Here is a 26225-nt window from a genome sequence, read left to right as displayed (position 1 = left end):
CCATTCGTGGTCACCTGGCCGGCGTGCCCGGCGCCTGCGGTGCCGCGAGGGCCTAGTCCTCGACGGGGAGGGACGCCGTCTGGACCACTCGCGTGCCCTGCCTGCGACTCACCAGGGTGCCGCGACCGGGCGGCAGCGGTCGGGACCTGACGTTGCCGACCAGCTGGCCCTCGTCCTTGTTCGCGCTCATCGCCAGCCCCGGGGACGCCACCTCCCGCATCCGGCTGATCAGCGGCTCGTACAAGGCGCGCGCCGCACCACCAGAGCTGCGCGCCAGCACGATGTGCAGCCCCAGGTCCCTGGCCAGCGGGACGAACTCCGCCAACGGCGCCAGCGGGTTGTTGCCCTGCGCGACCACCAGCTCGTAGTCGTCGACGACCACGAACAGCTCCGGCCCCGTCCACCAGGAGCGGTTCTTCAGCTGCTCCGGCGTCAGGTCCGGTCCGGGCATCCGCTTCTTCAGCGCCGGCACGACCGCGTCGACGTGTTGCCTCAGGGCGGAGCTGTGGAAGGCGTGTTCCAGCAGGTTCGGCCCTGCCGCCTCGAGCAGGCTGTGCCGGTAGTCCACCAGCATCACCAACGCCTGCTTCGGCGTGTACCGCTCGGTGATGCCGCGGAGGATCGTGCGCAGCAGGGACGTCTTGCCCGACTCCCGCTCGCCGAACGCGTAGAAGTGCGGTTCGGCGTCGAAGTCCAGGTACACCGGTTGCAGCCCCTCCTCGTCGATGCCGATCGGCACCAGCTCCGGCCTCGGCTGCTGTTCCGGACGCGGCAGCTGCTCGTACGGCACGACCGCAGGCAGCAGCCGGACCCGCGGCGCCGGGGCGCCCTGCCAGGAGCTCTTCACCCGGTCCACGAGGTCGGCCACGCCGTCGGGGACGCCCTTCGCCACCTGCGGCAGCGCGAGCAGCACGTGCCGCTCCGACGGGTGCAGCCCGCGGCCCGGCCGCCCGGACGGCACCTTCGCCGCGCTCTTGCGGTTGATCTCCGACTCGCTCGGGTCACCGAGCCGCAGCTCGACGCGGGTCTGCAGCAGGTCCCGCAGCTGCGGGCGGATCTCCGCCCACCGCGCCGCGGTGACGACCACGTGGACGCCGAACGACAGGCCGTTCGCGGCCAGCGCGAGCACGTCCACGTCGAGGGGCTCGAACTCCTCGCAGAAGGCGCGCCACCCGTCGATGACCAGGAAGACGTCCCCGTACGGGTCGTCGGCGAACTCCCCGCGCCGTCGCCGCTCGCGGTAGTCGGGCATGCCCTCGACACCGTGCTGCTGGAACCGGGCCTCCCGGTCCGCCAGCAGCGTCTTGAGCTCGGCCAGCGTCCGCCGCACGAGGTCGGTGTCGCGCCGTCCGGCGACGCCGCCCACGTGCGGCAGGTCCTGCAGCGCGAAGAGCCCGCCACCGCCGAGGTCGACGCAGTGGAACTGCGCCTCCCGCGGCGTGTGGGTGAGCGCCATCGAGGCGATCAGCGTGCGCACCGCGGTGGACTTGCCGGACCCGACTCCGCCGACGACCGCGCCGTGGCCGCCCTGGCCGCTCAGGTCCAGCACCACCAGGTCCTGGCGCTGCTGGTACGGCAGGTCGACCAGCCCCACCGGCACCTGCAACCGGCCGCTGCCCGGGTAGCCCACGGCGGCGCAGCCGCGGTCCTCGGTCTGCCGCAGCGGCGGCAGCAGGTCGCCCACGGCGGGCGGTTCGTCCAACGGCGGCAGCCAGATCCTGCGCGCGGCCGGTCCCTGGTCGCGGAGCACGGTCAGCACCGAGTCCAGGAGGCTGGCGCCGGCGCCGTCGCTGGCCGGTTCGGACACGTACGCGGCGCGGAAGCGCTCCATGCCGCCCGGGTGCTTGAGGAACCCGACGCCGGGCGTCCGCGGCAGCTCGTAGGCGTCGGGCACGCCGAGCACGCTCCGGCTCTCCGCGGCGGAGAAGGTGCGCAGGCCGATCCGGTACGACAGGTGGGCGTCCAGGCCGCGCAGCCGACCCTCCTCCAGCCGCTGCGTCACGAGCAGCAGGTGGATCTGCAGCGAGCGCCCCAGCCTGCCGAGCATCACGAAGAGTTCGATGAGGTCCGGCTGCTGGACCAGCAGTTCGGTGAACTCGTCGACGATGACGAACAGGGCAGGCAGCGGTTCGCGGCACCGCTCGTCGCCGGACTCCCACATCCGGCGGTAGTCCCAGACGCCCTTCGCGCCCACCTCCCGCAGCAGTTCCTGGCGGCGGTTGACCTCCCCGGCGAGGGCGTCGTGCATCCGGTCGATCAGCGAGGCGTCGTCCATGAGGTTCGAGACCACCGCCGACACGTGCGGTGCGGACGCGAACTCGGTGAACGTCGCACCGCCCTTGTAGTCGACCAGCACGAAGTTCAGCGCGGTCGTGGGGTGCGTGGCCATCAGCCCGAGCACGATGGTGCGCAGCAGCTCCGACTTGCCGGAGCCCGTGCCGCCGACGCACAGCCCGTGCGGGCCCATCCCGCCGAAGGCGGCCTCCTTGATGTCCAGCTCCACCGGACGCCCCGACTCGTCCACGCCGAAGACCACCGTGTACTGCTCCTCGACCGGACGCCGGCCCCAGGCGCGGTGCACGTCGAAGCCGCCGCCGAGGTCCCACAGCGCGACGGGGTCCACCGGGCCGTCGGTGGCGGGCCGCGGCGTCTCGAGCGCGGCGGGCGACTGGCGCAGGGTCCGCAGGATGGTGTCGATGTCGGTGGGCGCGTCGTCGGTGTGCGGCAGCGCCACCCGGAACCGCCGGCGGCCGGACAGCGCCCAGCCCGGCTCGGCGGGCAGCGTGGCGGACAGCTCGGGGTCGATGCGGGAGGTGGCCGGGTCGTCCAGGGCCAGCTCGATGCACGACTGGAACAGCAGGGCCATCTGGTGCGGCACGTTCTCCCACTGCCGCGCGGTGAGGACCACGTGCACGCCGAAGCGCACGCCGCGCTCGGCGATCCGCCGGACCGTGGGGGCGAAGTCCGGGCTCTCCTCGGCGAAGGTCTCCCACCCGTCGACCACCAGGAAGATGTCCGCGTGGTCCTCGCCCGGCAGCAGGTCGGGGTGGCCACGGCGGAGCAGCCGGAAGGTCTCGACGTCGGCGATGCCCACCTGGTGGAAGAGGTTCTTCCGCCAGGTGATGCGCTGCTCCACGTCGCGCAGCACCCCGCGGGCGCTGTCCGCGTCGATGGCGTGCGCCACGACGTGCTCCTTGCGCGCCAGCCCCACCAGCGCGCCGTCGCCGTCGAGGCAGTGGAACCGCACCTCGGCCGGCGACTGCGTCTCACAGTGGCCGGTGATGAGCGTGCGCAGCAGCGTGGACTTGCCCGACCGGAACCGGCCGACCACGGCGAGGTGGCCGTGGTGCCCGAACGGGTCGACGCGCACGACCTCGCCGTGGTGCCGGTCCACCTCGTGCGCCACGCCGATCGGGACCAGCGGGCTGCGGTCCTCGGTGATCAGCTCCTTGAGGCTCGGGGTGTCGACGTCGCCGGAGAGCTGGTGCTGCGCGGCGCGGGCGATGCGGATCGCGCCGTGCCCGGTCCCGCTGCAGGTCGGCGTCTGCTGGCCCTCGGCGCTGAGCTTGCGGAAGGCGAACTGGTAGAGCTCCTCCGCGGTGATGGTCCCGTCGCGGTCGGCGTCGGCGGCGCCGGTCCGCAGCGCCTCGATGAGCGTCGCGGTGAACGCGCTGGAGCTGACCGGCTTGTCCAGGACGAGCTTCTCGTGCTCGTAGGCGTACTCGATCTCGTTGGTCGCGGTCATCACGTACACGCCGGCGCCGAACTGCTCCTCGACGTCGATCGCCGTGCCGCTGCGCGCGACGACGTTGCTGGTGAACGCCCCGCTGTAGCAGCAGTCGAGGATGACCGCGACCGACCGCGCCTGGCTCTGCTGGATCATGCGCTGCACCGCGTAGGCCGGCACCGCGGTCGAGTAGGGCAGCCCCAGGTCGGTGGTGGCGGCGGCGAAGAACAGCTCGTTGTGGTCGTTCTTGATGCCGTGGCCGGAGACGAACAGCAGCACCTCGTCCTCCGGCCCGCAGTCGCGGAAGAACGACTCCATCTGCCGCTCGACCTCGGCCTTGGACTGGTTGAGCACCGGCAGCACCGAGTCGAAGCCGCCGACGGCCTCGTTCTCCAGCAGCCGGGCGAACTCGTGGGCCTCCTTCACCGGCGAGCGCAGCCGCCGCAGGCGGGCGTCGGCGTAGAGGGAGGTGGCGACCAGCAGCGCGCGACGGGTACCCATCGCCTCACCGATCGGCGGCGCGCTCGGGTCCTTCGTCCGCGGCGAACCACTCCGCCAGCCGGCGCTGGACGTCGGCGGAGGTGGCGTCGAGGGTCATCTCGTCCCCGTTGGCCCTCTTGATGGTGACCGAGCGCTTCGCGGAACGGTTGACCAGCGCGACGAGGACGCGGGCCATCGCGGCGACCGCGCCGGCGGAGAGCACGCCGGAGATGACCAGCTCGGCCAGCTGGGCGCCCACCCCGGACTTGCTGTCCGCCGGGGCCTCTTCCCGCGCGCGCCGGACCTCGATGCCCGGCACCGCGCGGAGGTCGCGGAACAGCTGGTCGTGCAGCTGGTGCAGCCGCACCGGCGGAAGTGCCGACTCGTGGACGCTGATCCTCGCCTCGGCCATGACCCGCCCCCAGAAGCGCTGTGCGATTGGACGGACCATGTATATCAAGAACCCGTTCCGCGACGGGTGCGTTCGCCGGAAACGCCTGCGGCCACGTGGGTTCGCGGGCCGGGGTCCGGGCGGGCCGCCGCCGAGAGCGCCCTCGCCGAGCGGAGTCCGGCGACTGGCGGGTCCGCTCAGGACACGGTCGGCAGGGCCGGGGTGGTGACGTCGTAGACCTTGCCGGGCCGGGTGAGCAGGGCGGGCAGTATCGCGGCCTTCTTCTCCGCTTCCTCCTGGGAGCCCCACTCGATCTCGCGCTCCCCGGTGAGCAGCAGGCGGATGTCGTTGGGGTTCTCCGCCAGCACCGCGGTGATCTCGCTGCGCACCGGCTCCGGCACCGAGGTCAGCACCAGCATGCCCGCCCGGGTCGCCGGGTCGGCGTGGGAGGCTTCCCGGACCTTGAGCTCCGGCAGGCCCGCCGGGGGTTCCGGGACCGCTTGGAACGGCGTGCCGGTCGCGTCCACCAACTGGATCCCGTCGCGCGCCACGAAGAACGCCGCCGGGACCCGCTCGACGACGCGCACCTGCACGGTGGACGGCCAGGACAGCGACACCTCCACCGACGCGACCTCCGGCACGGCCTGCAACCGCTCGCGGACCTCGTCGGCGTCCACCCGCAGCATCGGCGTCCCGGGCTCGATGCCCGCCGCCCGCACCACCTCGTCGTGCCCGAGCGAGCCGGCGCCCAGCACCTCCACCGAGCGCACGCCCAGCAGCGGGGTGAAGTACAGCACCACGGCGAGCACGGTCACCACCGCCAGCGCCAGCGGCAGCGCCCAGCGGCGCCACGTCGGCGGTGCCGTCGCGCCACCCCGCACCGGCCGTCCCCGGGTGCTGCGCACCCCGGGCCGGTCCGCCACGCGACGGCGCGTCGACGTCACCCCCGCGCCTCCTGGACGTCCCGGTCGAGCTCGGCGAGGATCTCCGCGCCGAGCATGGTCACGTCACCGGCGCCCATGGTCAGCACCAGGTCGCCGGAGCGCACCAGGCCCGCCACCAGCGGCGTCACCTCGGTGAAGGACGGCTGGTAGTGCACCTTGTCGGCGGGCAGCCGGACCTGGTCGGCGATCAGCTTGCCGGTGATGCCGGGCTGCGGGTCCTCCCGCGCGCCGTAGACGTCCAGCACGACCACCTCGTCGGCCAGCGACAGCGCATCGGCGAACTCCGGGGCGAAGGCCGCGGTGCGGGAGAACAGGTGCGGCTGGAACACCACGACCAGCCGGCCGTCCCCCGCCACCGGGCGGGCCGCCCGCAGCTGGGCGTCCACCTCCGTCGGGTGGTGCGCGTAGTCGTCGTACACCCGAACCCCGCGCGCCCGGCCGCGGAACTCGAACCGGCGCCGCACCCCGCCGAACGCGGCGAGCCCGTCGAGCAGCCCGGACAGCGGGGCACCGAGCTCCAGCCCCGCCAGCAGCGCGGCGGTCGCGTTGCCCGCCATGTGTTCGCCCGGCACCGACACCTGCACCTCCAGGCGCTCGCCGCCGAGCTCCACGGTCGCCACGCCGGTGCCCTGCTCGGCCCGGTAGGCGACCAGCCGCGCGTCCTCCGGCCCGGTCACCGACGCGCCGTAGCGGCGCACCCGGACCCCGGCCGCCTCGGCGCGGTCGGCCAGCTCCGCCGAGCCCGGGTCGTCGGCGCAGGCGATGAGCACGCCGCCGGGCTCGATCCGCTGCACGAAGTCCTCGAAGACCTTCGTGTAGGCCTCGGCGGTGCCGTGGTGGTCCAGGTGGTCCGGCTCGACGTTGGTCACCACCGCCACCGACGGGGAGAACACCAGGAACGAGCCGTCGCTCTCGTCGGCCTCGGCGACGAAGATGCTGCCGTCGCCGTGGTGCGCGTTCGCGCCGGACTCGTTGAGGTCACCGCCGATGGCGAACGACGGGTCGAACCGGCAGTGCTGCAGCGCCACGGTGAGCATCGACGTGGTCGAGGTCTTGCCGTGGGTGCCCGCCACGCACGCCACCCGGTGCCCGGCCATCAGGGCGGCCAGCGCCTCGGCGCGGCGCAGCACGTCGATGCCGCGCTCCCGCGCCGCCACCAGCTCGGGGTTGTCCGGACGGATCGCGGTGGACACCACGACCGCCGTCGGGTCGGCGTCGAACTGGTCCAGGTTCTCCGCCCGGTGCCCGATGCCGATGTGCGCGCCCTGCGCCCGCAGCGCGAGCACGGTCCGCGAGTCGCGGGCGTCCGACCCCGACACCTGGTGGCCGCGGGCCAGCAGGATGCGGGCGATGCCGCTCATCCCGGCCCCGCCGATGCCGACCAGGTGCACCCTGGACAGCGCGGGGCTCGACGTCCCGGTCACTGGCCGGCCACCTCCAGCACGATCTGCGCCAACACGTGGTCGGCCTCCCGGTGCCCGCTGCCCAGCGTCGCGCGGCTCATGGCCTGCAGCTGCTGCGGGTCCCGCGCCAGCGGGAGGACCTCGTCGATCACCCGCTGCGAGGTCATGTCCGCGTCGGACACCAGCCGCGCGCCGCCCTGGGAGACCACGGGCTGCGCGTTGAGCGCCTGCTCGCCGTTGCCGTGCGGCAGCGGCACGAACACCGCGGGCAGGCCGAGCGCGGAGACCTCGGCCACGGTCATCGCCCCGGACCGGCACACCACCAGGTCCGCCGCGGCGTAGGCCAGGTCCATCCGCTCCAGGTAGGGCACCGTGACGTAGGCCGGGGCGCCCGGGACCTGCTGCACCGCGACGGTGTTCTTCGGGCCGTGCGCGTGCAGCACGCCGACCCCGGCCCGCCCCAGCGCCTCGGCCGCGCCGGAGAACGCCAGGTTGAGCGTGCGCGCGCCCTGTGACCCGCCGAACACCAGGACCGTCGGGGCGTTCGGGTGCAGCCCGAAGTGCTGGCGGGCCTGCTTCCGCAGCGCCCAGCGGTCGAGGCGGGTGATGGACTCCCGCAGCGGGATGCCGATGGTCTGCGCCCCGGGCAGCCCGCTGTCCGGGGTGGCCGACAGCACGCGCTCGGCGAACTTCGCGCCGACCTTGTTCGCCAGGCCCGCGCGCGCGTTCGCCTCGTGCACCACGACCGGCACCCGGCCGCGGGCCGCCAGGTAGGCCGGCAGCGAGACGTAGCCGCCGAAGCCGACCACCACGTCCGCGCGGACGCGCTCGAGCACCGCGCGGGTCTGCTTGACCGATTCCCGCACCTTCAGCGGCAGCTTGAGCAGGTCGACGTTGGGCTTGCGCGGCATCGGCACCGGTGGGATCAGCTCCAGCGGGTAGCCGCGCGCGGGCACCAGTCGGTTCTCCAGGCCGCGCTCGGTGCCCAACGCCGTCACCTGGGCGTCCGGCCGCAGCCGGCGCACCGCGTCGGCCAGCGCCAGCGCAGGCTCGATGTGCCCGGCGGTGCCGCCACCGGCGACCACGACCGACAGCGGGCGCCGTGCCGCAGCAGCGCCCCTGGGGTCGCCCAGCGCGCCCTGGTCGATGCGGGCCGTCTGCTCGCCGCTCAACGGTGTCCTCCTCGTGTCTGCGCCCGGGAGCCGGGCCCGCTGCGCGCCTTGCGCGCGCGGGAGACCCCGCCTCCCCGGCGTGTTGCCGCCGCGCCGGAGCCCTTGGCACCCGGTCGGCTCCGTGGGGTTGGTCGTGCCGGCCGCCGCTTGGCCGGCGGCCGGTACGGCGCCGGAGTGGGCAGCCGCAGCAGCTTGCCGACCCGGCCCGGTCCCAAAGACCGTAGCGCGGCGATCGCCTCGGGTTCGTGCCGGGCGAAGTTCGCCAGCAGGCCGAACACCAGCATGCTGGTGACGACCGAGGACCCGCCGGAGGAGATGAGCGGCAGCGGCAGCCCGGTGGTGGGCAGCAGGCCCACCACGTAGCCGACGTTGATGATGGCCTGTCCCACCAGGAAGGTGGTCAGGGTGGCCGACACCAACCGGATGTACGGGTCGGTGTTGCGGAACGCGATGCGCATGCCCACGTAGGCGGTGGTGCCGTAGAGCACCAGCACGATCGCGCAGCCGATGAAGCCCAGCTCCTCGCCGATCACCGCGAAGATGAAGTCGTTGTGCACGTTGGGCAGGTACTGCCACTTCGACCAGCCCTGCCCCAGCCCGCGGCCGAACAGCCCGCCGTCGGCGAGCGCGTACAGCGCCTGCCGCGCCTGGTACCCCTTGCCGGTCGGGTCGGCCAGCGGGTCGAGGAACGCGGTGATCCGCGCGACCCGGTAGTCGGCGACCATGGACAGCGCCACACCGGCGGTCACCGCGCCCAGGAAGATCATGAGGAACAGCCGCAACGGCGCCCCGGCGAACCACAGCAGTGCCAGCAGCACCACGAACAGCGTGATCGTCGAGCCGAGGTCGGGCTGCAGCATCACCAGCGTGAACATCAGCAGCGCCGCCGGCACCACCGGCACCAGCAGGTGGCGGTACTGGTTCATCAGCCCGCGCTTGGTGACCAGCACGTGCGCGCCCCACAGCGCGAAGGCGACCTTGGCGAACTCGACCGGCTGGAACGACACCCCGGCCACCACGAACCAGCTCTTGGCGCCGTTGAGCTCGGTGCCGAGCGGGGTGAGCACCAGCGCCAGCAGCCCCAGGCACGCGGCGAGCAGGACGAGGCTGTAGCGGCGCATGAGCTTCACCGGCACCCGCAGCGCCACGTAGAACAGCACCAGCCCGGCCACGCAGTACAGCACCTGCTTGCTGAAGACGGTGTAGGACGAGCCGTCCTTGGTGAACGAGTCGACGCTGGAGGCCGAGAGCACCATCACCAGGCCGAAGATCGTCAGCAGGCCGAACACCGCGAGCAGCAGGTGGAACGACGCCAGCGGCCGGGTGAGCCACGCCGTCAACGGGGTCAGCGCGGTCAGACCGGACCGCTTGGTGCCGCGGCGCGCGGACTTCGTCGCGGTGGTCACGGCGGATCACCCACCGTGCGCGGGCGGTGCCGGGGTCTCGGCGAGGACCTGCCGCACCGCGTCGGCGAACGCGCGGCCGCGGTGGGCGTAGTCGGTGAACATGTCCATCGAGGCGGCGGCCGGCGCCAGCAGCACCACCGACCCGGGACGTGCGAACTCGCGGGCCAACCGGACAGCTTGCAGCATGCCCGCATCGTCCCCTGTGGAGACCTCGCGGACCGGCACATCCGGGGCGTGTCGGGCCAGCGCGGTGGCGAACTGCTCCCGATCGCGGCCGATCAGCACCGCGGCGGCCAGCCGGTCGGCGTTGGCGGCGACGAGCTCGTCCACGTCGGCACCCTTGAGCAGGCCACCGGCGATCCACACCACCCGGGGGTGCGCGCGCAGCGCCGCGTGCGCCGCGTGCGGGTTCGTCGCCTTCGAGTCGTCCACGTAGGACACCCCGTCGGCCTCGGCCACGTGGACGGACCGGTGGGCGCCGGGCTGGAACGACCGCAGCCCCTCGGCCACCGCCTCCGGCGGCACGCCGTGGGCGCGCGCCAGCGCTGCCGCCGCCAGGGCGTTGGCCACGTTGTGCGGGCCCGCCGGGTGCACGTCGCCCAGCGAGGCGAGCACCACCCGGTCGCCGAAGGCCCGGTCGACCAGCTGCCCGTCCTCGACGCCGAGCTGGTCCGGTCCCGGGGCGCCGAGCGTGAACGAGACCGTCCGCCCCTCCGCCGAGCCGACCAGCCGGGTCGACCACGCGTCGTCGGCGTTGGCGACCGAGACCGCGTTGCCCGCGTAGACCGCGGCCTTGGCCGCGCCGTAGGCCTCCAGGTCGCCGTGCCAGTCCAGGTGGTCGTCGGCCAGGTTGAGCACCACCGCGGCGCGCGGCGCGACCGACTCCGACCAGTGCAGCTGGAAGCTGGACAGCTCCACGGCCAGCACCGCGTGCCCGGCGCGGACCGCGTCGACCACCGGCAGCCCGACGTTGCCGCAGGCCACCACGTCGACCCCGGCCGCGCGCAGCACCGACTCCAGCATGCTGACCGTGGTGGTCTTGCCGTTGGTGCCGGTGACCGCCAGCCAGGCGGCCGGGGACTCCTTCTCCTGGTCCAGCCGCCAGGCCAGCTCGACCTCGCCGATCACCTCGACGCCCGCGGCGGCGGAGGCCGCCAGCAGGGGCGCGTCCGGCCGCCACCCGGGGCTGGTGACCACCAGGTCGGTGCCGGCGGGCGGCTCGTCGAGCCCCGCCACCAGCTCCGCGCCCTGCGACTGCAGCGAGGCCAGGGCGGCGAGCCGATCGGCCGAGCCGTCGGTCACGGTCACCACCGCGCCCGCCGCGAGCAGCGCCTCGGCGGCCGAGCGACCGGACACCCCGGCCCCGGCCACGAGCACGTGCAGTCCCTGGAACCGGCTTGCCACGCCGTCCTCCTCCTCATCGCGCGAGCGGCGGTGGCGTGCGCGACGCCACCGCCCGCTCACGACGTCCGGATCACCGCGCCAGCGCGGCCGAGAGCCAATCCGCGTAGAACAGGCCCACGCCGAACATGCAGCTGATCCCGGCCAGCACCCAGAAGCGGATGATCACCGTGGTCTCCGCCCAGCCGGCCAGCTCGAAGTGGTGGTGGAACGGGGCCATCCGGAACAACCGGCGCCGGGTGGTCCGGAACACCACGATCTGCAGCACCACCGACAGCGCCTCGACCACGAACACCCCACCGATGATGATCATCAGCAGCTCGGTGCGGGTGGCCATCGACAGCCCGGCGAGCAGACCACCGATCGCCAGCGAGCCGGTGTCGCCCATGAAGATCTTCGCCGGCGCGGCGTTCCACCACAGGAACCCGACGCAGGCCGCCATCGCCGCCGCCGCGACCACCGCGATGTCCAACGGGTCGCGCACCGTGTAGCAACCCGGCGCCGGCCCGGACAGGGCGAAGCAGTCGTTGCGCAGCTGCCAGAACGCGACCAGCACGTAGGTCGCCAGCACCATCGCCGCGGTGCCACCGGCCAGGCCGTCCATGCCGTCGGTGAAGTTGACCGCGTTGGACCAGCCGCTGATCGCGACGTAGGCGAAGATGACGAACCCGATCGCGCCGAAGGAGATCACCGAGATGTCGCGCAGGAACGACAGCTCGGTCGACGCGGGCGTCACGCCGTGCTCGTTCGGGAACCGGATCGCCAGGATCGCGAACAGCACCGAGGCCACCAGCTGGCCGATCAGCTTCGCGGTCTTGTTCAGACCGAGGTTGCGCTGCTTGCGGATCTTGATGAAGTCGTCGAGGAACCCGACGATGCCCAGCGCGCTGGTCAGGCCCAGCACCAGCAGCCCGGTGACGGTGGGCGAGTCCCCCAGGATCAGGTGGGTGGCCAGGTAGCCGCACCACATGGCGACCAGGATCGCCACCCCGCCCATGGTGGGGGTGCCGCGCTTGGCGGCGTGCTGGCTCTGCACCTCCTCACGGATCTCCTGGCCGAAGCCCTGCTTCGAGAAGACCCGGATGAGGTAGGGCGTGAACAGGATCGAGACGACGAGGGCGACCGCGGCCGCCACCAGGATCGGCTTCACGGCGTCTGCCTCCCCGCCTCACCCGTCTCCAGCAAGGCGTCGGCCACCCGCCACAGCCCGGCGGAGTTCGACGCCTTGGTCAGGACAACATCACCGGGACGCAGCTCGGCGCGCAGCAGCGCGACAGCCGCATCGACGTCCGGCACCAGAACCGACTCCTCTCCCCACGACCCCTCCAGCGATGCCGCTTGGTGCATCACCTGGGCCTGTTCTCCGACCACCACCAGCCGGTCGATGTTCAGCCGGACGGCCAACCGCCCGATCTCGTCGTGCGCCTCGGCGTCGGCCTCGCCGAGCTCGGCCATCGGTCCGAGCACCGCCCAGGCCCGGCCGGGACGACCGCGGGTCATCGCGGCCAGCGTCTTCAGCGCGGCGCGCACCGACTCCGGGTTCGCGTTGTACGCGTCGTTGACGACCGTGACCCCGTCCGGGGTCTCGCTGACCTCCATGCGCCGCGCCGACACGCGCCGCACCGACCGCAGCCGCTCGGCGACCTCCGCGAGGCTCGCGCCGAGCTCCAGCGCGACCGCGGCCGCGGCCAGCGCGTTGCCGACGTGGTGCTCGCCGAACAGCGGCAGCGTCACCCGCTCCGCGCCGTGGGCGGTGACCAGCGTGAACGTCGGCCGCGCCCGGTCGTCGACGTCGATGTCCTCGGCCCGCACGTCCGCGTCGGGCCGTTCGCCGACCAGCACCACGCGCGCCCGGGTCCGCTCGGCCATGGCCGCCACCAGCGGGTCGTCGCCGTTGAGCACCGCCACGCCGTCCGCGGGCAGCGCCGCGGGCAGCTCGCCCTTGGCCTGCGCCACCGCCTCCTGCGAACCGAACTCGCCCAGGTGCGCGTGCCCGACGTTGAGCACCACGCCGATGCGCGGCGGCGCGACCTGGCACAGGTTCGCGATGTGCCCGACGCCGCGCGCGGAGAGCTCCAGCACCAGGTGCCTCGTGCTCTCGTCGGCGCGCAGCACGGTCCACGGGTGGCCGAGCTCGTTGTTGAACGAGCCGGGCGGCGCGACCGTCGGTCCCATCGGTTCCAGCAGTTGCGCGATGAGGTCCTTCGTGGACGTCTTGCCGGACGAACCGGTCACGCCCACCACGGTGAGCTGCGGCAGCCGGTCGACCACGTACCTGGCCAGCTTCGCCAGCGCGGCCAGCACCGCGGCACCGGAGCCGTCCGCGTCCCCGGCGAGCGCCAGCGCGCCCGAGCGTTCCGCGGCGGGGATCGGTGGCACCACGACCGCGGGCGCGTCGACCTCGCGCGCGGCGAGCACGCCCACCGCTCCGCTGGCGACCGCCTTCGCGGCGAAGTCGTGCCCGTCGACCCGTTCACCCGGCACGGCCACGAACAGCCCGCCGGTCTCGACCTTGCGGGAGTCGAACTCGACGCCCGCGCTGACGATCTCCGAGCCTTCCGCACGATGAAGCCCGCCGCCCACCGCTCGCGCGATGTCAGCGAGGCTGAGCCGGATCAACTTGCCTCCACTCCGTCTATGCGGGTCACCCGCATCCGATCGGCATCCACGAGCGCGGCGCCGCCGCCCACGACGTCACTGCGTCCGGCGGAGCACCGCACCCGGTCGGCGTGCATGAGCGCGGAACGGGTGGTTCCGGCTCATGGCGCCTCCTCGTTGACCTGCCCCCGACGAACATCGGTCCCTTCTGGGCCCCTAAGCCTATGGCGCAGCGCGGCGGCCAGTTCCTCCCGGTCGGAGAACGGGTGCACCACGCCCGCGACCTCCTGTCCGGTCTCGTGCCCCTTGCCCGCCACGACCACGATGTCGCCGGAGGAGGCGCGGTCGACCGCGGCCGCGATGGCGGCGCGCCGGTCACCGATCTCGATCACTTCGCCGCGTTCGGCGGCGGGCACCTCCCGGGCGCCGGCCAGCATGGCGGCCCGGATCTCCGCGGGGTCCTCGCTGCGCGGGTTGTCGTCGGTGACGATGAGCAGCTCCGAGCGGCGGGCCGCGGCCTCGCCCATCAGCGGCCGCTTCGCCACGTCCCGGTCGCCGCCGCACCCGAGCACGACGATCACCTTGCCGTCGACCTGCGCGCGCGCCGCGTCGAGCACCGCGGCCACGGCGCCCGGCTTGTGCGAGTAGTCCACGACGGCGGTGAAGTCCTGCCCCATCGCGACCCGCTCCATCCGGCCGGGCACGTCGACCTCGGCCAGGCCGCGCTCGATCGCCCAGGTCGGCACGCCCGCGGCGTGCAGCACGCCGATCGCCAGCAGCGCGTTGGCGACGTTGAACGGGCCGGGCAGCCGCAGCCGGACGTGCAGCTTGAGGTCGTCGGGCCCGTGCACGGTGAAGGTCTGCTCACCGGTGGCGAAGGCCTGCACGTCGGTGGCCGACCAGGTGGCGTCCCCGGTGGTGGACACCGTGACGGTGCCGTCGCGGACCAGTCGGCGCCCCCAGTCGGTGTCGACGCAGACCACCTCGTGCTCGGCGCGGCCGTCGAACAGCAGCGCCTTGGCCTGGAAGTAGTCCTCCATGTCGCGGTGGAAGTCCAGGTGGTCCTGGGAGAGGTTGGTGAACCCCCCGACGGCGAACCGGGTGCCGGACACCCGCCCCATGGCCAGGGCGTGGCTGGAGACCTCCATCGGCACGAACGTGACCCCGCGCTCGACCATGACCGCGAGCAGCGCTTGCAGGTCGGGAGCCTCCGGGGTGGTGAACGCGCTGTCCAGCCGCTCCCCGGCGATGCGGGTCTCCACGGTGCCGACCAGCCCGGTGCAGAACCCGGCGGCCTGCAGCGCGGACTCCAGCAGGTAGGACGTGGTGGTCTTGCCGGAGGTCCCGGTGACGCCGAGGACCTTCAGCTTGCGGGACGGGTCGCCGTAGACCAGCGCCGACGCGGCGCCCAGCACGCCGCGCGGGTCGTCGTGCACGAGCACGGACACGCTGCCGTCGCGGACGGACGGGTGCTCGGCGAGTCCGGCGCGGTCCACCCCGGCCTGGTCGGTGAGCACCGCCACAGCACCGGCGTCCAGCGCGTCCTGGGCGAAGTCGGCGCCGTGCACGCGGGTGCCCGGCAGCGCGGCGAACAGGTCGCCGGGGCGCACGTGCTGGGCACGCAGCGTCGCCCCGGTCACCGGCGCCGCACCGACCTCCTGACCAGGGGCGCGCAGCACCCGAGCACCGACGAGGTCGGCGAGTCTCTCGATCTCCACCGGCTCCACGTGGGACGGGCGCGGCGGAGCTGTGGCAACCGCGGAAGGCACGTCGCGACAGGCTACCGGTACCCCTCGCGCCCGCATCCCGATGGGCGCCCGCGCGTTCGGCGCAACAGCGCCTCGGCCGACCGGCGCAATCGCCGCTCGCCCGGACCGCAGCGCTCCGGGCGTGGAGCAGGCCTCCCCCGGCTCGGGTTTCCGGGGGGAGCGAGGGCGCAGGACGTCGGTGTGGCCCCGGCCCAGGCCGACCGGGTGATCCAGGCGTGTGAACCGACGCGATGCACCCTCCCCCACCACCTCGTCTCCGAGCACCACGGCGTCTCAGCCGGCCTGCTCGCCGACATCGAGAAGCGGCCGGAGAACTGGGACCGGAGGTGCGCGTGACCGACCACCACGAGGGGAAGTGATCCAGCCCGGCGCGGTTCAGCGAGGACCGGAAGCGACACGACGATGCCTTCCAGCAGGACGGGGTCGGCCGTGCGGTGGTCCCACTGCGGCACGAGGGAGTCAGCAGCCCCAGATGAGCGACATGGCGCAATTCCCGGACGCACCTCACGCGGGAAGAGCCAGTGCTCCGCGACGACGGCGCGATCGACCACTCACCTCGGTTCGAGGAGCGGTCCGCGGAATTCCGCGCAGCCCCTCGTGGACGAATCCCTGCGGAAGTTCCCGGCCGACCACTCCGGACGGCGGTTTCGGGGGGTCGTTGCAACGCGGTTGATCAATTGGTTTGGGTCAGGAGTTTAGTCAGGCGCTCGGCTGGGGTGTCCCAGCCGAGCGTTTTGCGTGGTCGGCGGTTGAGTTGGGCGGCGACGGCGGCGAGGTCGTCGGGGGTGTGGACAGAGAGGTCGCTGCCTTTGGGGAAGTACTGGCGGAGCAGGCCGTTGGTGTTTTCGTTGCTGCCGCGTTGCCAGGGCGAGTGAGGGTCGCAGAAGTAGACCGGGATGTTGGTGGCGAGGGTGAACTCGTGGTGGCGGCTCATCTCAGCGCCTTGGTCCCAGGTCAGGGACCGTTTCAGGTGGGTGGGCAGTGTCTGGATGGTGGTGATGAGGCCGTCGCGGACGGTTTCGGCGTCGTGTCGTTCTGGCAGGTGGACCAGCAGCACGTAGCGGGTGGTGCGCTCGACCAGTGTGCCGATCGCGGATGCCCCGCCGGCACCGAGGATCAGGTCACCTTCCCAGTGGCCGGGCACGGCCCGGTCCGCGACCTCGGCCGGGCGGTCGCTGATCATCAGCATCGGTGCGGTGAAGCGGGACTGGCGTTGCTCGGTGGTCCGGCGGGGTCGGCGCACCGTACGGCCGGTGCGCAGCGCCCGGGCCAGTTCACGACGCAGTCCGCCGCGACCTTGGACATAAAGGGCCTGGTAGATCGTCTCGTGGGTCACGTGCAGCTCCGGGCGGTCGGGATGGTCCCGGCGCAGCCGATGGCTGATCTGCTCCGGGCTGTACCGGTCGTCGAGCATGCCCTGCACCCGTTCACGCAATTCGGGATGGGCGGCGATCTTGCCGGTCTTCGGCCGGGCGCGGCGCGCCTCGGCGCGAGCCTGAGCGGCATAGGGCCGGTAGTCACCGCTACCGGGATGACTGTTGCGCCGCAGCTCCCGGCTGATCGTGCCAGGATCACGCCCCAGCTCGCCTGCGATGGCCCGCACACCCAGGCCGGCCCGACGCAGGTCAGCGATCACCAGCCGCTCGTCCTGAGACAAAAACCGGGACGACACCTCGGGCCGGGCACGAGCCGGAGGTGACGGCGGGGCGCAAGAACACGTGGTCCCACGCCCCGCCCGTCGGCCGAATCGCCACCGATACCCGGTCGTGCGGCTGACCCCCACGATCCGGCATGCCTCAACCGTGCCCACACCCCGCGCCACAAGATCAAAATAGACCTCGCGCTCAGCAAGCAACTTCTTACACCCCTGAGGCGACCTGTCCTGACGGATCTCGAACACCGCAACCCCTGAACAAATCAGGCGTTGCAACCACCGCTAGAACCCGAGGACCACTCGTGAGCACGATCGATCACGAAGAGGGCGCCGAGGAGATCGACGAGACCTGCACCGAGATCGGCGGCGACCTCGCCAAGAACCCCCTGCGAGCAGCACCTGTTCGATTCGTGAACCGTGACCGGGGAAGAGACCACACCAGAATTCGAAGCACCGGCAGAATGGGGAGCCGCTCCGCTCTGGAGCACGACTCCTGGTGGTTCGACACCCGTGGACCTGCCGCGGTCTTCACCCCACCAGAGCCCCTTTCCGCAGCATTCCCGTCCGAAGAGGCAGAGGAAGCGTGGAAGGAAGCCGGCAGAGCAACTGGCTCGATCTCCCGACTCGAGCATTCGATGCTCCACCGCCGCGAAGTGGTCCAGCCCGGAGCGGGGAGCGGAGAACGGGAGACGGCCGAGTCGGGCGCCACAGCACGGTGCGCCGAACGTCGGCCCCCTCGCGGCTGTTCAGGGCATTTTCCTGGTGTCCGGCGGGGAGTGATCGCTAGCGTGTGGCCCCTGGTCGTTGACGGTCAACAACTTCCAGGGAGGTTCTCGTGAAGTTTCGACGGATCGCTCGATCAGTCGGTGCCTGCGGTGTCGGCGCAGCGCTGGCCCTCGTCCCGCTCGCTGCCCCGACCGTGGTCGCCGAGCCCGCGCCGCAGGCAGTCCAGGTCGCCGCCTCACCCGGCGACGGCACCCCGCAGGGTGCCCTCGAGTGGTACCAGGCCCGCATCGGCGACAGCTCCTACGAGGGCTACTGCGAGATGGCCGCCGAGAACGCCTACGGCACCACGGGTGTCTGGCCGTCCGCCCTCGCGCACTGGAACGGCGCGATCGAGGCGGGCAAGGCCCACACCGACGGTTCCACGCCGCCCAAGGGCGCGTTCGTGTACTGGAAGACCAGCGAGTACGGCCACGTCGGTGTCGCCGACGGCCAGGGCGGCTTCTACGCCACCAGCGTCGGCGGCGCGATCGGCCACGCCGACGACCTCTCCTACTACGCCAACTACCTCGGCTGGAGCGACCCGCAGGTCCCGGGCCGCGGCTGACCCGCCGACGCTCCGGACGGTGCCGCCGCGCTCCGACGCCGGAACGCGGCGGCCCGCTCGTCGGTCAGTGGCCGTCGCGGGGCACGTAGCTGCCGGAGCCGCCGACCAGGAAGTCCAGGTCCGCGCCGTCCGAGGCCTGCAGCACGTGGTCGTAGTACAGGCGCTGGTAGCCGCGGTCGTACGGGTTCTCCGGCGTCGCCCACTCCGCCCGGCGCCGCTCCAGCTCCTCCTCCGGGACCTCCAGGTCCAGGCGGCGGTTCGGCACGTCGATGCTGATGATGTCGCCGGTGCGGACGAAGGCCAGCGGACCGCCCGCCGCCGCTTCCGGGGTGACGTGCAGGATCACCGTGCCGTACGCGGTCCCGCTCATCCGGCCGTCGGAGATGCGCACGATGTCGTCGAAACCGCGGTCCTGCACCTTCTTCGGCACCGGCACGTTGGCCACCTCCGGCATGCCGGGGTAGCCCTTCGGCCCCGCGTTGCGGACGATCAGCACGGTGTTCTCGTCCACGTCGAGGTCGTCGTCCTTGCAGACGGCGTAGTACTCGTCGACGTCCTCGAACACCATCGCCGGTCCGCGGTGCACCAGCAGCCGCTCCGAGGCCGCCGACTGCTTGACCACCGCACCGCCGGGCGCCAGCGACCCGCGCAGCACCGCGGTCCCGGTGCCGACCGGCTGGAAGGGCTCGTCGAACGAGGTGATCACCTCGCGGTTGTGCACCTCGGCGTCGGCGATGTTCTCGCCCATCGAACGACCCGTGACGGTGATGGCGTCGCGCTCCACCAGGTCGCCGAGCTCCTTCAGCACGGCGGGCAGCCCGCCCGCGTAGCAGAAGTCCTCCATGAGGAACTTGCCGCTGGGCTGCAGGTTCACCAGCGTCGGCACCTCGCGGGTGTCGGTGTCGAAGTCGTCGACGGTCAGCTCCACCCCGACCCGCTTGGCGATCGCGATGAGGTGCACGACCGCGTTGGTCGACCCGCCGATGGCCGCGTTGGCGCGGATGGCGTTGCGGAACGCCTCGCGGGTGAGCACGTCGGAGGGCTTGAGGTCCTCCTGCACCATCTCGACGATGCGCTGGCCGGTGCGCTGCGCCGTGGCGTAGCGGCGGGCGTCGACCGCCGGCCAGGACGCCGCGTACGGCAGCTGCATGCCCAGCGCCTCCACGATGCAGGCCATGGTGGAGGCGGTGCCCATGGTCATGCAGTGCCCGTTGGAGCGGGACATGCAGCCCTCGATGAAGTAGCACTCCTCCTGCGTGATCCGCCCCGCCACCAGGTCGGCCTCGGCCTGCCACACGGCCGTCCCGGAACCGATGTCGGTGCCCCGGTACTTGCCGTTGAGCATCGGCCCGCCGGTGAGCATGACGGCGGGCAGGTCGACGCTGGCCGCGGCCATGAGCAGGCCGGGCGTGGTCTTGTCGCAGCCGGAGAGCAGCACGACGCCGTCCAGCGGGTTGGCGCGGATGGTCTCCTCGGCCTGCATCGCCAGCAGGTTGCGGTAGAGCATCGTGGTCGGACGCATCAGCGTCTCGCCCAACGCCATGTTGGGGAACTCCAGCGGGAACCCGCCCGCCTGCCACACCCCGCGCTTGACCGCCTCGGCGATCCGTTGCTGGTGGGCGTTGCAGGGGGCCAGCTCGGACCACGTGGTGCCGATGCCGATGACCGGTCGCCCGTCGAAGACCTCGTCGCTGTACCCCTGGTTCTTGACCCAGGACCGGGCGGTCATCCCCGCCCTGCCGTGCGCTCCGAACCAACTCGCGCTGCGCCGCGGCATGCGCCCTCCTCGTGCGTGTCTGGCCGTCGTTCCGAGCGAACCAGTTCGATCCTCGGCGCGCAACAGTTCATCCGCGATTTCGAACGTCGGTTGGCATCCCGAACGAGATGGTCATTGACGAGCGTCACACCACGGCCTAGGCTCGTGGCCCACATCACGGACAGTGTCCGACATCTCGAACGATCCACCACCTCGACGAGGAGGCAGGGTGCACACCGGCGAACGCGCGTCCGACGCGGCGCTGACCACGGCGGTCCGGCGGGTCATGGTCCGCCTGATGCCGTTCCTGTTCTTCATGTACGTCATCGCGTTCCTGGACCGCGTCAACATCGGCTTCGCCAAGGAGGCGTTCCAGGCGCACGCGGGCATCTCCGAAGCCGCCTACGCGCTCGGCGCCGGGCTGTTCTTCGTCGGCTACGCGCTGTTCGAAGTGCCCAGCAACCTCATCATGGTGAAGGTCGGCGCCCGCTGGTGGATGTGCCGGATCATGGTCACCTGGGGCCTGATCTCCGCCGCGATGGCGCTGGTGAACAGCGAGTTCCTGTTCTACCTGCTGCGCTTCCTGCTCGGCGTGGCCGAGGCCGGGTTCTTCCCCGGCGTCATCCTGTTCATCACCCACTGGGTCCCGCACGCCTACCGCTCGCGCTGCAACGCGGTGTTCTACTTCGGCATCCCGCTCGCCTCGGTGCTCGGCGGGCCGCTGTCCGGGATCCTGCTGGAGCTCGACGGCGTGGCCGGGATCCTCGGCTGGCAGTGGATGTTCGCCGTGGAGGGCCTGATCGCCTGCGTGGTCGGCGTCTGGGCGTTCTTCTACCTGGACAACAAGCCCGCCGAGGCCCGGTGGCTCACCCCGGACGAGCGCACCGCCCTGCAGGACGCGGTCGACCGGGAGGCCGAGGCCAAGCGGGAGCACAGCCCGCACCGGCTGATGGCCGCCCTGGTGGACCCGAAGGTGCTGTACTTCTGCCTGATCTACTTCCTCATCCAGTGCAGCGTGTACGGCATGACCTTCTACCTGCCGACGCAGGTGGCCGACGCGGTGGGCAGCGAGGTCGGGCTGCTCGTCGGGCTGGTGACGGCCATCCCGTGGACCATCGCGCTGCTGACCAACATCGCGGTCTCCACCAGGGCCGACCGGGTGTCGCAGCCGAAGAAGCGGTTCGTCGCGGCGGCCTGCGTGGCCGGCGGCTCGATCGGCATCGCGGCCTCCGCCTACTTCGCCAACCCGGTGCTGGCGATCGCCGGGCTGTCGGTGGCGGCGGCGGGCTACATCTCGGTGCAGCCGGTGTTCTGGACGTTCCCGGCGGCCTACCTGACCGGGACGGCGGCGGCCGCGGGCATCGGCCTGATCAACTCGCTGGGCAACCTGGGCGGGTTCGTCGCCCCGGTGGCGAAGAACTGGGTCGAGCACACCCTCGACTCCGACACCGCGGGCCTGTACCTGCTGGCCCTGTGCGGCCTCGCTGCGGCGGGCCTCTTCCTCACCCTCTCCCGCTCCCGCGCCTGAGCACCGGAGAACAGCCGCGCCCCCGCCGCGTTCCGGGCGACAGTCCCGGGCGCGGCGGGGGCGTGTTCGGGTCTGGGAGGCGGTGCCGCAACACCGCCCACCGGCTCAGGGGGCCGGGAGCTGGAGGACCTGGAACGGGGCGGGTTCCCGGGACATCTGCAGCTGGTAGCGCTGGGTGAGGAAGGACGCGATGTTGTGGAACAGCGGCGCCGCGGACGAGCCCTGCTGGGTCCCGTAGGCCGGGCGGTCCAGCATCAGGCCGATCACGAAGCGGGGGCTGTCCGCCGGGACGATGCCCGCGAAGGTGATCCAGTGCTTCGAGTTGCTGTAGCACTTGCACGCCGGGTCGTACTGCTGGGCCGTGCCGGTCTTGCCCGAGACCTGGTAACCGGCCAGCGCCGCGGCCGAACCGGTGCCGCGGTTCGGCTGCGGGGCGTCCTGCACCACCGACCGCAGCATGTCCTTGACGGTGCGCGCGGTCTCCGGGCTGACCACCCGCACGCCCCCCGGACGGGGACGCTCCACCCGCTTGCCGTCCGGGCCGATCTCCGCGGAGATGATCCGCGGCGGCACCCGCACCCCGTCGTTGGCGATCGCCTGGTACATGCTGGCCATCTGCAGCACGGTCAGCGAGAAGCCCTGGCCGATGGGCAGGTTGCCGAACGACGAACCGGACCACTCGTCGGGCGGCGGCAGCACACCCGCGCTCTCCCCGGGGAGCCCGACGCCCGTGCGCTGGCCCAGCCCGAAGCTGCGGGCGAAGTCGTACCACCGCTGCTCGCCGAGCTGCTGCGCCACCATGAGGGTGCCGACGTTGGAGGACTTGCCCAGCACCCCGGTGAACGTCATCGGCACCGTGCCGTGCGACCACGCGTCGCCCACCGTGCGGTCGGCGACCTTGATGCTGCCCGGCACCTGCAGCACCGTGTCGGGCTTGACGACACCGTCCTCGATCGCCCCGGCGGCGGTGATCAGCTTGGCCACCGAACCCGGTTCGTACGGGGTGGTCACCGCCGGGTTCCCGGTGTTCTCGGCCCAGGAGCCGTTCGGGTCGAAGGTCTTGTCGTTGGCCAGCGCGTAGACCTCACCGGTCTTGGCGTCCAGCACCACGGCGCTGGCGTTCTTCGCCTTCGCCTCGCGCGCGTAGTCGGCGAGCTCGCGCTGCAGCATGAACTGCACGTCGGAGTCGATGGTCAGCTCCACGTCGGAGCCCGGGACGGCCGGTTGCAGCTCGCGCGTGCCGGGGATGACCAGGTCCCCGTCCAGCGCGGTGTCGGAGACCTGCTGGCCGTCCTTGCCGGCCAGCACCGAGTCCAACGAGAACTCCAGGCCGATCTGGCCGCGCAGCTTGCCCGGCACCTCGTCCTTGCGCCAGTTCGCCGCGCCGATGATGTTCGCGGCCAGGTTCCCGCCGGGGTACTCGCGGGTGGCCTGGTACTCCGAGCCGATCTGCGGGTACCGCTCGGTGATCTCCCGCGCCTTGCCCGGGTCGATCTTGGGGCCGAAGTAGGTGAACCCGACGTCGCGGAACAGCGCGTCGAGCACCTCCTGCTCGGTGATCACCCCCGGCAGCTCCTGCGCGATGAAGCGCGCGATCTCCTGCTTGTACTCCGCGGGCGTGGGCTTGCTGGGGTCCTTGGCGTGCTGCTCCGCGAACTCCCGGTCGAGCAGGCGCGGGTTCGCGTAGAGCTGCCGCGCCTCGCTGCTGAAGGCGAGCACGTTGCCGTTGCGGTCCACGATGGACCCGCGCTCGGCCGGGATGACCGAGCGGTCCAGCCGCTGCTGCAACGCCTTCTCGGACAGCGCGCTGGCCTGGAACCCCTGGACCTGCACCAGCTTCACGCTGGTGAGCACCAAGGCGAGCACCATCAGCAGCCGCCCCACGCGCAGCCGCCGGTTGCTGCCGGCGACGTTGGTGCGCGCGGTGCGGCCGCGGATGAGCCTGGTCGACCTCCGGGCCATCAACGTCCTCCCGCAGCGGCCGGTGGCCGCTCACCCGCCTGCGCCGGCGGCGGGCCCTGCTGCGCGAGCTGGTCCTGCGGCTGCTCCGCGGGCGGCTGCTCCGCGGGCGGGGCCGGCGGGGGCGGCGGGGGCGGCGGTGCCGTCGCCTTCTCCGGATCGCCGACCACGAGCACGGTGCCGTCCGGCTGCATGACCAGGTGCGCCGGGGTCGGCCCGGGAACCATGCCGAGCTCTTCCACCGCGCGCCGCTGGATCACCGGTGGCGAGTCCAGCGTGCTCACCTCGCGCAGCAGCTGCTCGCGGCGCTCGTTGAGGCTGGCGATCTCGGCCTCACCGTGCTGCAGCTGGTAGCTGCCGCTGACCGCGGCGATGGACAGCCACAGCGTCGCGGCGAGCCCGACGGCCAGCACCGTCATCACCACGACCACCAGCGGCAGCCGCGCGAGCGCCACCTTCTCCTGCAGCTGCTTGGCGCGGGTCTTCGGCTTCGCCGAGGTGGGCCGCCGGTCCTCCGCGCCGCTGCGGACCTGGCGCGGCCGCCGCACCGACGGTTCCCGCGTCGACCGCTCCCGCCGCTCCTCGCGGCGCGCGTAGGCGCGTTCCGCCGCAGCGGACCGCGCCCGCGGCTTGTCCGCCTTGGTCCCGGACCGCGTGCCGCCCCCGGTCGTGCCCTTCCCGGCGGCCTGTTGCGCGCGCTTGTCGGAGCGCGATGCGGACTTCCCGGCGCGTGCAGGTGCTGTCATGCCGCCTCCTGTTCGTCTGCGGACGCCCGCGCCGGTGCCCCGCGCAGCACGCGCCCGCCGGCACCCCTCGCCGGGCTGCCGGCCGCGCGGCGCTCGCGTCCCCCGCCGCTCACGTCGTCCCCCTGCCGATCCGCTCCGCGGCGCGCAACCGCACCGACGCAGCTCTCGGGTTGTCCTCGACCTCCTGCTCCCCGGCGACCTCGGCGCCTCGGGTGAGCAGGCGGAACTCCGGCCCGTGCCCGGGCAGTTCCACCGGCAGGTCGACCGGGGTGCGCGACTTCACCCGCTCCGCGAGGGTGCGCTTGACCATCCGGTCCTCCAGCGAGTGGTACGACATCACCACGATCCGGCCGCCGACCGCCAGCGAGTCCAGCGCCGCGGGCAGCGCCCGCTCCAGCACGTCGAGCTCGGCGTTGACCTCGATGCGCAGCGCCTGGAAGGTGCGCTTGGCCGGGTGGCCCCCGGTGCGCCGGCTGGCCGCGGGCACCGTGTCGTAGAGCAGCTGCACCAGCCGCGCGCTGGTGGCGAACGGCTCCTTCTGCCGCTCCCGGACGATGGCGCCGGCGATCTTGTTCGCGAACCGCTCCTCGCCGTAGGTGCGCAGCACCCGCGCGAGCTCCTCCGCGGAGTAGGTGTTGAGCACGTCCGCCGCGGTGCGCGGCGCGCTGGGGTCCATCCGCATGTCCAGCGGGGCGTCCTGGGCGTAGGCGAACCCGCGCTCGGCCTCGTCCAGCTGCAGCGAGGAGACCCCGAGGTCGAACAGCGCGGCGTCCACCTCGGACAGCCCGAGGTCGGCCAGCACCTCGGCCCACTGGTCGTACACCGCGTGCACCAGGTGGGTCCGCGAGGCGTGGGGCGCGAGCCGCTCCCCCGCCAACCGCAGGGCGTCCGGGTCGCGGTCCAGGCCGACCAGCGTCAGCCCCGGGTGCGCGGCCAGCATCGCCTCGGCGTGCCCGCCCATGCCGAGCGTGGCGTCGACGACCACCGCACCCTCGCGGGACAGCGCCGGCTCCAGCAGCTCCAGCGTCCGGTCCAGCAGCACCGGAACGTGCTTGTCGCGGGCGGACCCGCCCTCGTCATACCGCTGTTCGGCCACGGCGGCCCCTCCCTCCCGCGTGCCGTCCCGTCGAGCTCCGCCAACCGGCACGCGCGGGCCCGCAGGCCCGCGCGTGGCGATGTCGGTATTGCCGGCCCGCTCCGGGGCTCGGCGGTGCCGGGGTCCGGCGTGGACATGGTCTGGTGTCCCAGTGTCTCGTGTGGACGTCCGGATCCCGTCAGGTCCCCGCCCGCCCGTCGCGTCCTGGTGCCGGGGAAGATGCACCAGGCCTGCGAAAGCCGAGCGGACCGAGGCCTCACGAGGCCCGAAGTCCCGCCGTCAACGCCCGCACCGGTCAGAAGACGCCCGGCAACACCTCCTCACGCGCCTGCGCATAGCCCTCCTCGTGCTCCTCGAGGTAGCTCTGCCACCTCTCCGCCTGCCAGATCTCGAGCCGGTTGATCGCGCCGATGACCACGCACTCCTTGGTCAGCCCGGCGTAGCGCCGCAGCTCCGTCGCGATCTTGATCCGGCCCTGCCCGTCGGGCTCCTGCTCGTCGGTCCCGGCGAACAGGTAGCGCTGGTAGGCGCGGACCGCCTCGTTGGTGAACGGGGCCTCGGCGACCTTGCGCGCCATCTGCTCGAACTCGTCGCGCGGGAACACGTAGAGGCAGTGGTCCTGTCCCTTGGTGACCATCAGCCCCCCTGCCAGTGCGTCCCGGTACTTCGCCGGCAGCGTCAAGCGCCCCTTGTCGTCGAGCTTCGGGTGATGGGTGCCGAGGAACATCCCGGTCCACCTCCCCGCCCGCCGAGCCGCCCGTCCCCGCGGCCCCGGACCTCGCCGCAGCTGCGCTGCGACCCCGACGAGGACCCGGGCCTGCCACCCGGGCCGGACTCCCACCGGTCACGTGGCCGGCAGGAGCAG

At 72.6% G+C, this 26225-nt stretch carries 18 protein-coding genes; 2 read left to right on the top strand and 16 right to left on the bottom strand.

Annotated features, from left to right (window positions below):
* Positions 1-52: 52 nt before the first annotated feature.
* From eccCb to HNR68_RS09890, 11 genes are all read right to left on the bottom strand, one after another.
* Positions 53-4228, bottom strand: coding sequence for a type VII secretion protein EccCb (gene eccCb, locus HNR68_RS09940; protein ID WP_179719760.1), 4176 nt, complete (start codon positions 4226-4228; stop codon positions 53-55).
* A gap of 4 nt (positions 4229-4232) precedes the next feature.
* Positions 4233-4619 carry an effector-associated constant component EACC1 gene (locus tag HNR68_RS09935; protein ID WP_179719758.1) on the bottom strand — a complete coding sequence of 129 codons (387 nt, stop codon included), beginning with the start codon at positions 4617-4619 and terminating at the stop codon, positions 4233-4235.
* Between the two features lie 176 nt (positions 4620-4795).
* The gene (locus HNR68_RS09930) at positions 4796-5542 is read right to left on the bottom strand and encodes a cell division protein FtsQ/DivIB (RefSeq protein ID WP_179719756.1); all 747 of its coding nucleotides are present in this window, start codon (positions 5540-5542) and stop codon (positions 4796-4798) included.
* Positions 5539-6903 (bottom strand): UDP-N-acetylmuramate--L-alanine ligase, encoded by a 1365-nt coding sequence (gene murC / locus HNR68_RS09925; RefSeq protein ID WP_246330878.1) that lies wholly within the window; start codon positions 6901-6903, stop codon positions 5539-5541. Before murC ends, HNR68_RS09930 begins: the two co-directional genes overlap by 4 nt.
* Before the next feature lie 59 nt (positions 6904-6962).
* Positions 6963-8093 carry an undecaprenyldiphospho-muramoylpentapeptide beta-N-acetylglucosaminyltransferase gene (gene murG / locus HNR68_RS09920; RefSeq protein WP_179724860.1) on the bottom strand — a complete coding sequence of 377 codons (1131 nt, stop codon included), beginning with the start codon at positions 8091-8093 and terminating at the stop codon, positions 6963-6965.
* A gap of 20 nt (positions 8094-8113) precedes the next feature.
* Positions 8114-9523 carry a putative lipid II flippase FtsW gene (gene ftsW, locus HNR68_RS09915; RefSeq protein WP_179719752.1) on the bottom strand — a complete coding sequence of 470 codons (1410 nt, stop codon included), beginning with the start codon at positions 9521-9523 and terminating at the stop codon, positions 8114-8116.
* A 6-nt stretch (positions 9524-9529) separates the two neighbouring features.
* The gene (gene murD / locus HNR68_RS09910) at positions 9530-10927 is read right to left on the bottom strand and encodes a UDP-N-acetylmuramoyl-L-alanine--D-glutamate ligase (protein ID WP_343050040.1); all 1398 of its coding nucleotides are present in this window, start codon (positions 10925-10927) and stop codon (positions 9530-9532) included.
* Positions 10928-10997: 70 nt separating this feature from the next.
* Complete coding sequence (mraY, locus tag HNR68_RS09905) at positions 10998-12074, bottom strand: phospho-N-acetylmuramoyl-pentapeptide-transferase (protein WP_179719748.1); 1077 nt, start codon at positions 12072-12074, stop codon at positions 10998-11000.
* Entirely contained in the window at positions 12071-13543 is a 1473-nt protein-coding gene (locus HNR68_RS09900; protein WP_179719746.1) for a UDP-N-acetylmuramoyl-tripeptide--D-alanyl-D-alanine ligase, read from the bottom strand. The genes mraY and HNR68_RS09900 overlap by 4 nt, the downstream gene beginning before the upstream one ends.
* 140 nt (positions 13544-13683) lie before the next feature.
* A complete protein-coding gene (locus HNR68_RS09895; protein WP_179719744.1) occupies positions 13684-15327 on the bottom strand; it encodes a UDP-N-acetylmuramoyl-L-alanyl-D-glutamate--2,6-diaminopimelate ligase in 1644 nt (547 codons plus the stop codon).
* Between the two features lie 637 nt (positions 15328-15964).
* Complete coding sequence (locus tag HNR68_RS09890) at positions 15965-17191, bottom strand: IS30 family transposase (protein WP_425502848.1); 1227 nt, start codon at positions 17189-17191, stop codon at positions 15965-15967.
* 589 nt (positions 17192-17780) lie between these two features.
* Here HNR68_RS09890 and HNR68_RS09885 point away from each other — a divergent pair.
* Positions 17781-18275 carry a CHAP domain-containing protein gene (locus tag HNR68_RS09885; RefSeq protein WP_343050038.1) on the top strand — a complete coding sequence of 165 codons (495 nt, stop codon included), beginning with the start codon at positions 17781-17783 and terminating at the stop codon, positions 18273-18275.
* A gap of 64 nt (positions 18276-18339) precedes the next feature.
* Here the strand turns inward: HNR68_RS09885 and HNR68_RS09880 are convergent, their stop codons facing one another.
* Entirely contained in the window at positions 18340-20052 is a 1713-nt protein-coding gene (locus tag HNR68_RS09880) for an IlvD/Edd family dehydratase (protein ID WP_179719742.1), read from the bottom strand.
* Between the two features lie 208 nt (positions 20053-20260).
* On the opposite strand from HNR68_RS09880, the gene HNR68_RS09875 reads away from it, so the two are divergent.
* Positions 20261-21559, top strand: a complete 1299-nt coding sequence (locus HNR68_RS09875; RefSeq protein ID WP_343050037.1) for an MFS transporter — start codon at positions 20261-20263, stop codon at positions 21557-21559.
* A gap of 105 nt (positions 21560-21664) precedes the next feature.
* Here the strand turns inward: HNR68_RS09875 and HNR68_RS09870 are convergent, their stop codons facing one another.
* The 4 genes from HNR68_RS09870 to mraZ all read right to left on the bottom strand — a co-directional run bounded on the left by HNR68_RS09870 (position 21665) and on the right by mraZ (position 26087).
* The gene (locus HNR68_RS09870) at positions 21665-23521 is read right to left on the bottom strand and encodes a peptidoglycan D,D-transpeptidase FtsI family protein (RefSeq protein ID WP_179719740.1); all 1857 of its coding nucleotides are present in this window, start codon (positions 23519-23521) and stop codon (positions 21665-21667) included.
* Positions 23521-24264 (bottom strand): cell division protein FtsL, encoded by a 744-nt coding sequence (gene ftsL / locus HNR68_RS09865; RefSeq protein WP_179719738.1) that lies wholly within the window; start codon positions 24262-24264, stop codon positions 23521-23523. The genes HNR68_RS09870 and ftsL overlap by 1 nt, the downstream gene beginning before the upstream one ends.
* Before the next feature lie 109 nt (positions 24265-24373).
* Entirely contained in the window at positions 24374-25360 is a 987-nt protein-coding gene (rsmH, locus tag HNR68_RS09860; RefSeq protein ID WP_179719736.1) for a 16S rRNA (cytosine(1402)-N(4))-methyltransferase RsmH, read from the bottom strand.
* A gap of 295 nt (positions 25361-25655) precedes the next feature.
* Positions 25656-26087: a division/cell wall cluster transcriptional repressor MraZ gene (mraZ, locus tag HNR68_RS09855; protein ID WP_179719734.1), complete on the bottom strand. Its 432-nt coding sequence runs from the start codon at positions 26085-26087 to the stop codon at positions 25656-25658.
* Between the last annotated feature and the right edge of the window lie 138 nt (positions 26088-26225).

Origin of the sequence: Saccharopolyspora hordei, from assembly GCF_013410345.1 — a bacterium.
In the GTDB taxonomy this organism is placed as follows: Bacteria; Actinomycetota; Actinomycetes; order Mycobacteriales; family Pseudonocardiaceae; genus Saccharopolyspora; species Saccharopolyspora hordei.
This window is presented reverse-complemented; position numbering and strand designations above follow the sequence as displayed.

Excerpts from the sequence above, each read along its gene's own strand:
- eccCb (WP_179719760.1), bottom strand. The coding sequence starts at position 4,228 with ATGGGTACCCGTCGCGCGCTGCTGGTCGCCACCTCCCTCTACGCCGAC.
- HNR68_RS09935 (WP_179719758.1), bottom strand. The coding sequence starts at position 4,619 with ATGGCCGAGGCGAGGATCAGCGTCCACGAGTCGGCACTTCCGCCGGTG.
- murC (WP_246330878.1), bottom strand. The coding sequence starts at position 6,903 with ATGAGCGGCATCGCCCGCATCCTGCTGGCCCGCGGCCACCAGGTGTCG.
- HNR68_RS09895 (WP_179719744.1), bottom strand. The coding sequence starts at position 15,327 with ATGCGGGCGCGAGGGGTACCGGTAGCCTGTCGCGACGTGCCTTCCGCG.
- HNR68_RS09880 (WP_179719742.1), bottom strand. The coding sequence starts at position 20,052 with ATGCCGCGGCGCAGCGCGAGTTGGTTCGGAGCGCACGGCAGGGCGGGG.
- HNR68_RS09870 (WP_179719740.1), bottom strand. The coding sequence starts at position 23,521 with ATGGCCCGGAGGTCGACCAGGCTCATCCGCGGCCGCACCGCGCGCACC.
- ftsL (WP_179719738.1), bottom strand. The coding sequence starts at position 24,264 with ATGACAGCACCTGCACGCGCCGGGAAGTCCGCATCGCGCTCCGACAAG.
- mraZ (WP_179719734.1), bottom strand. The coding sequence starts at position 26,087 with ATGTTCCTCGGCACCCATCACCCGAAGCTCGACGACAAGGGGCGCTTG.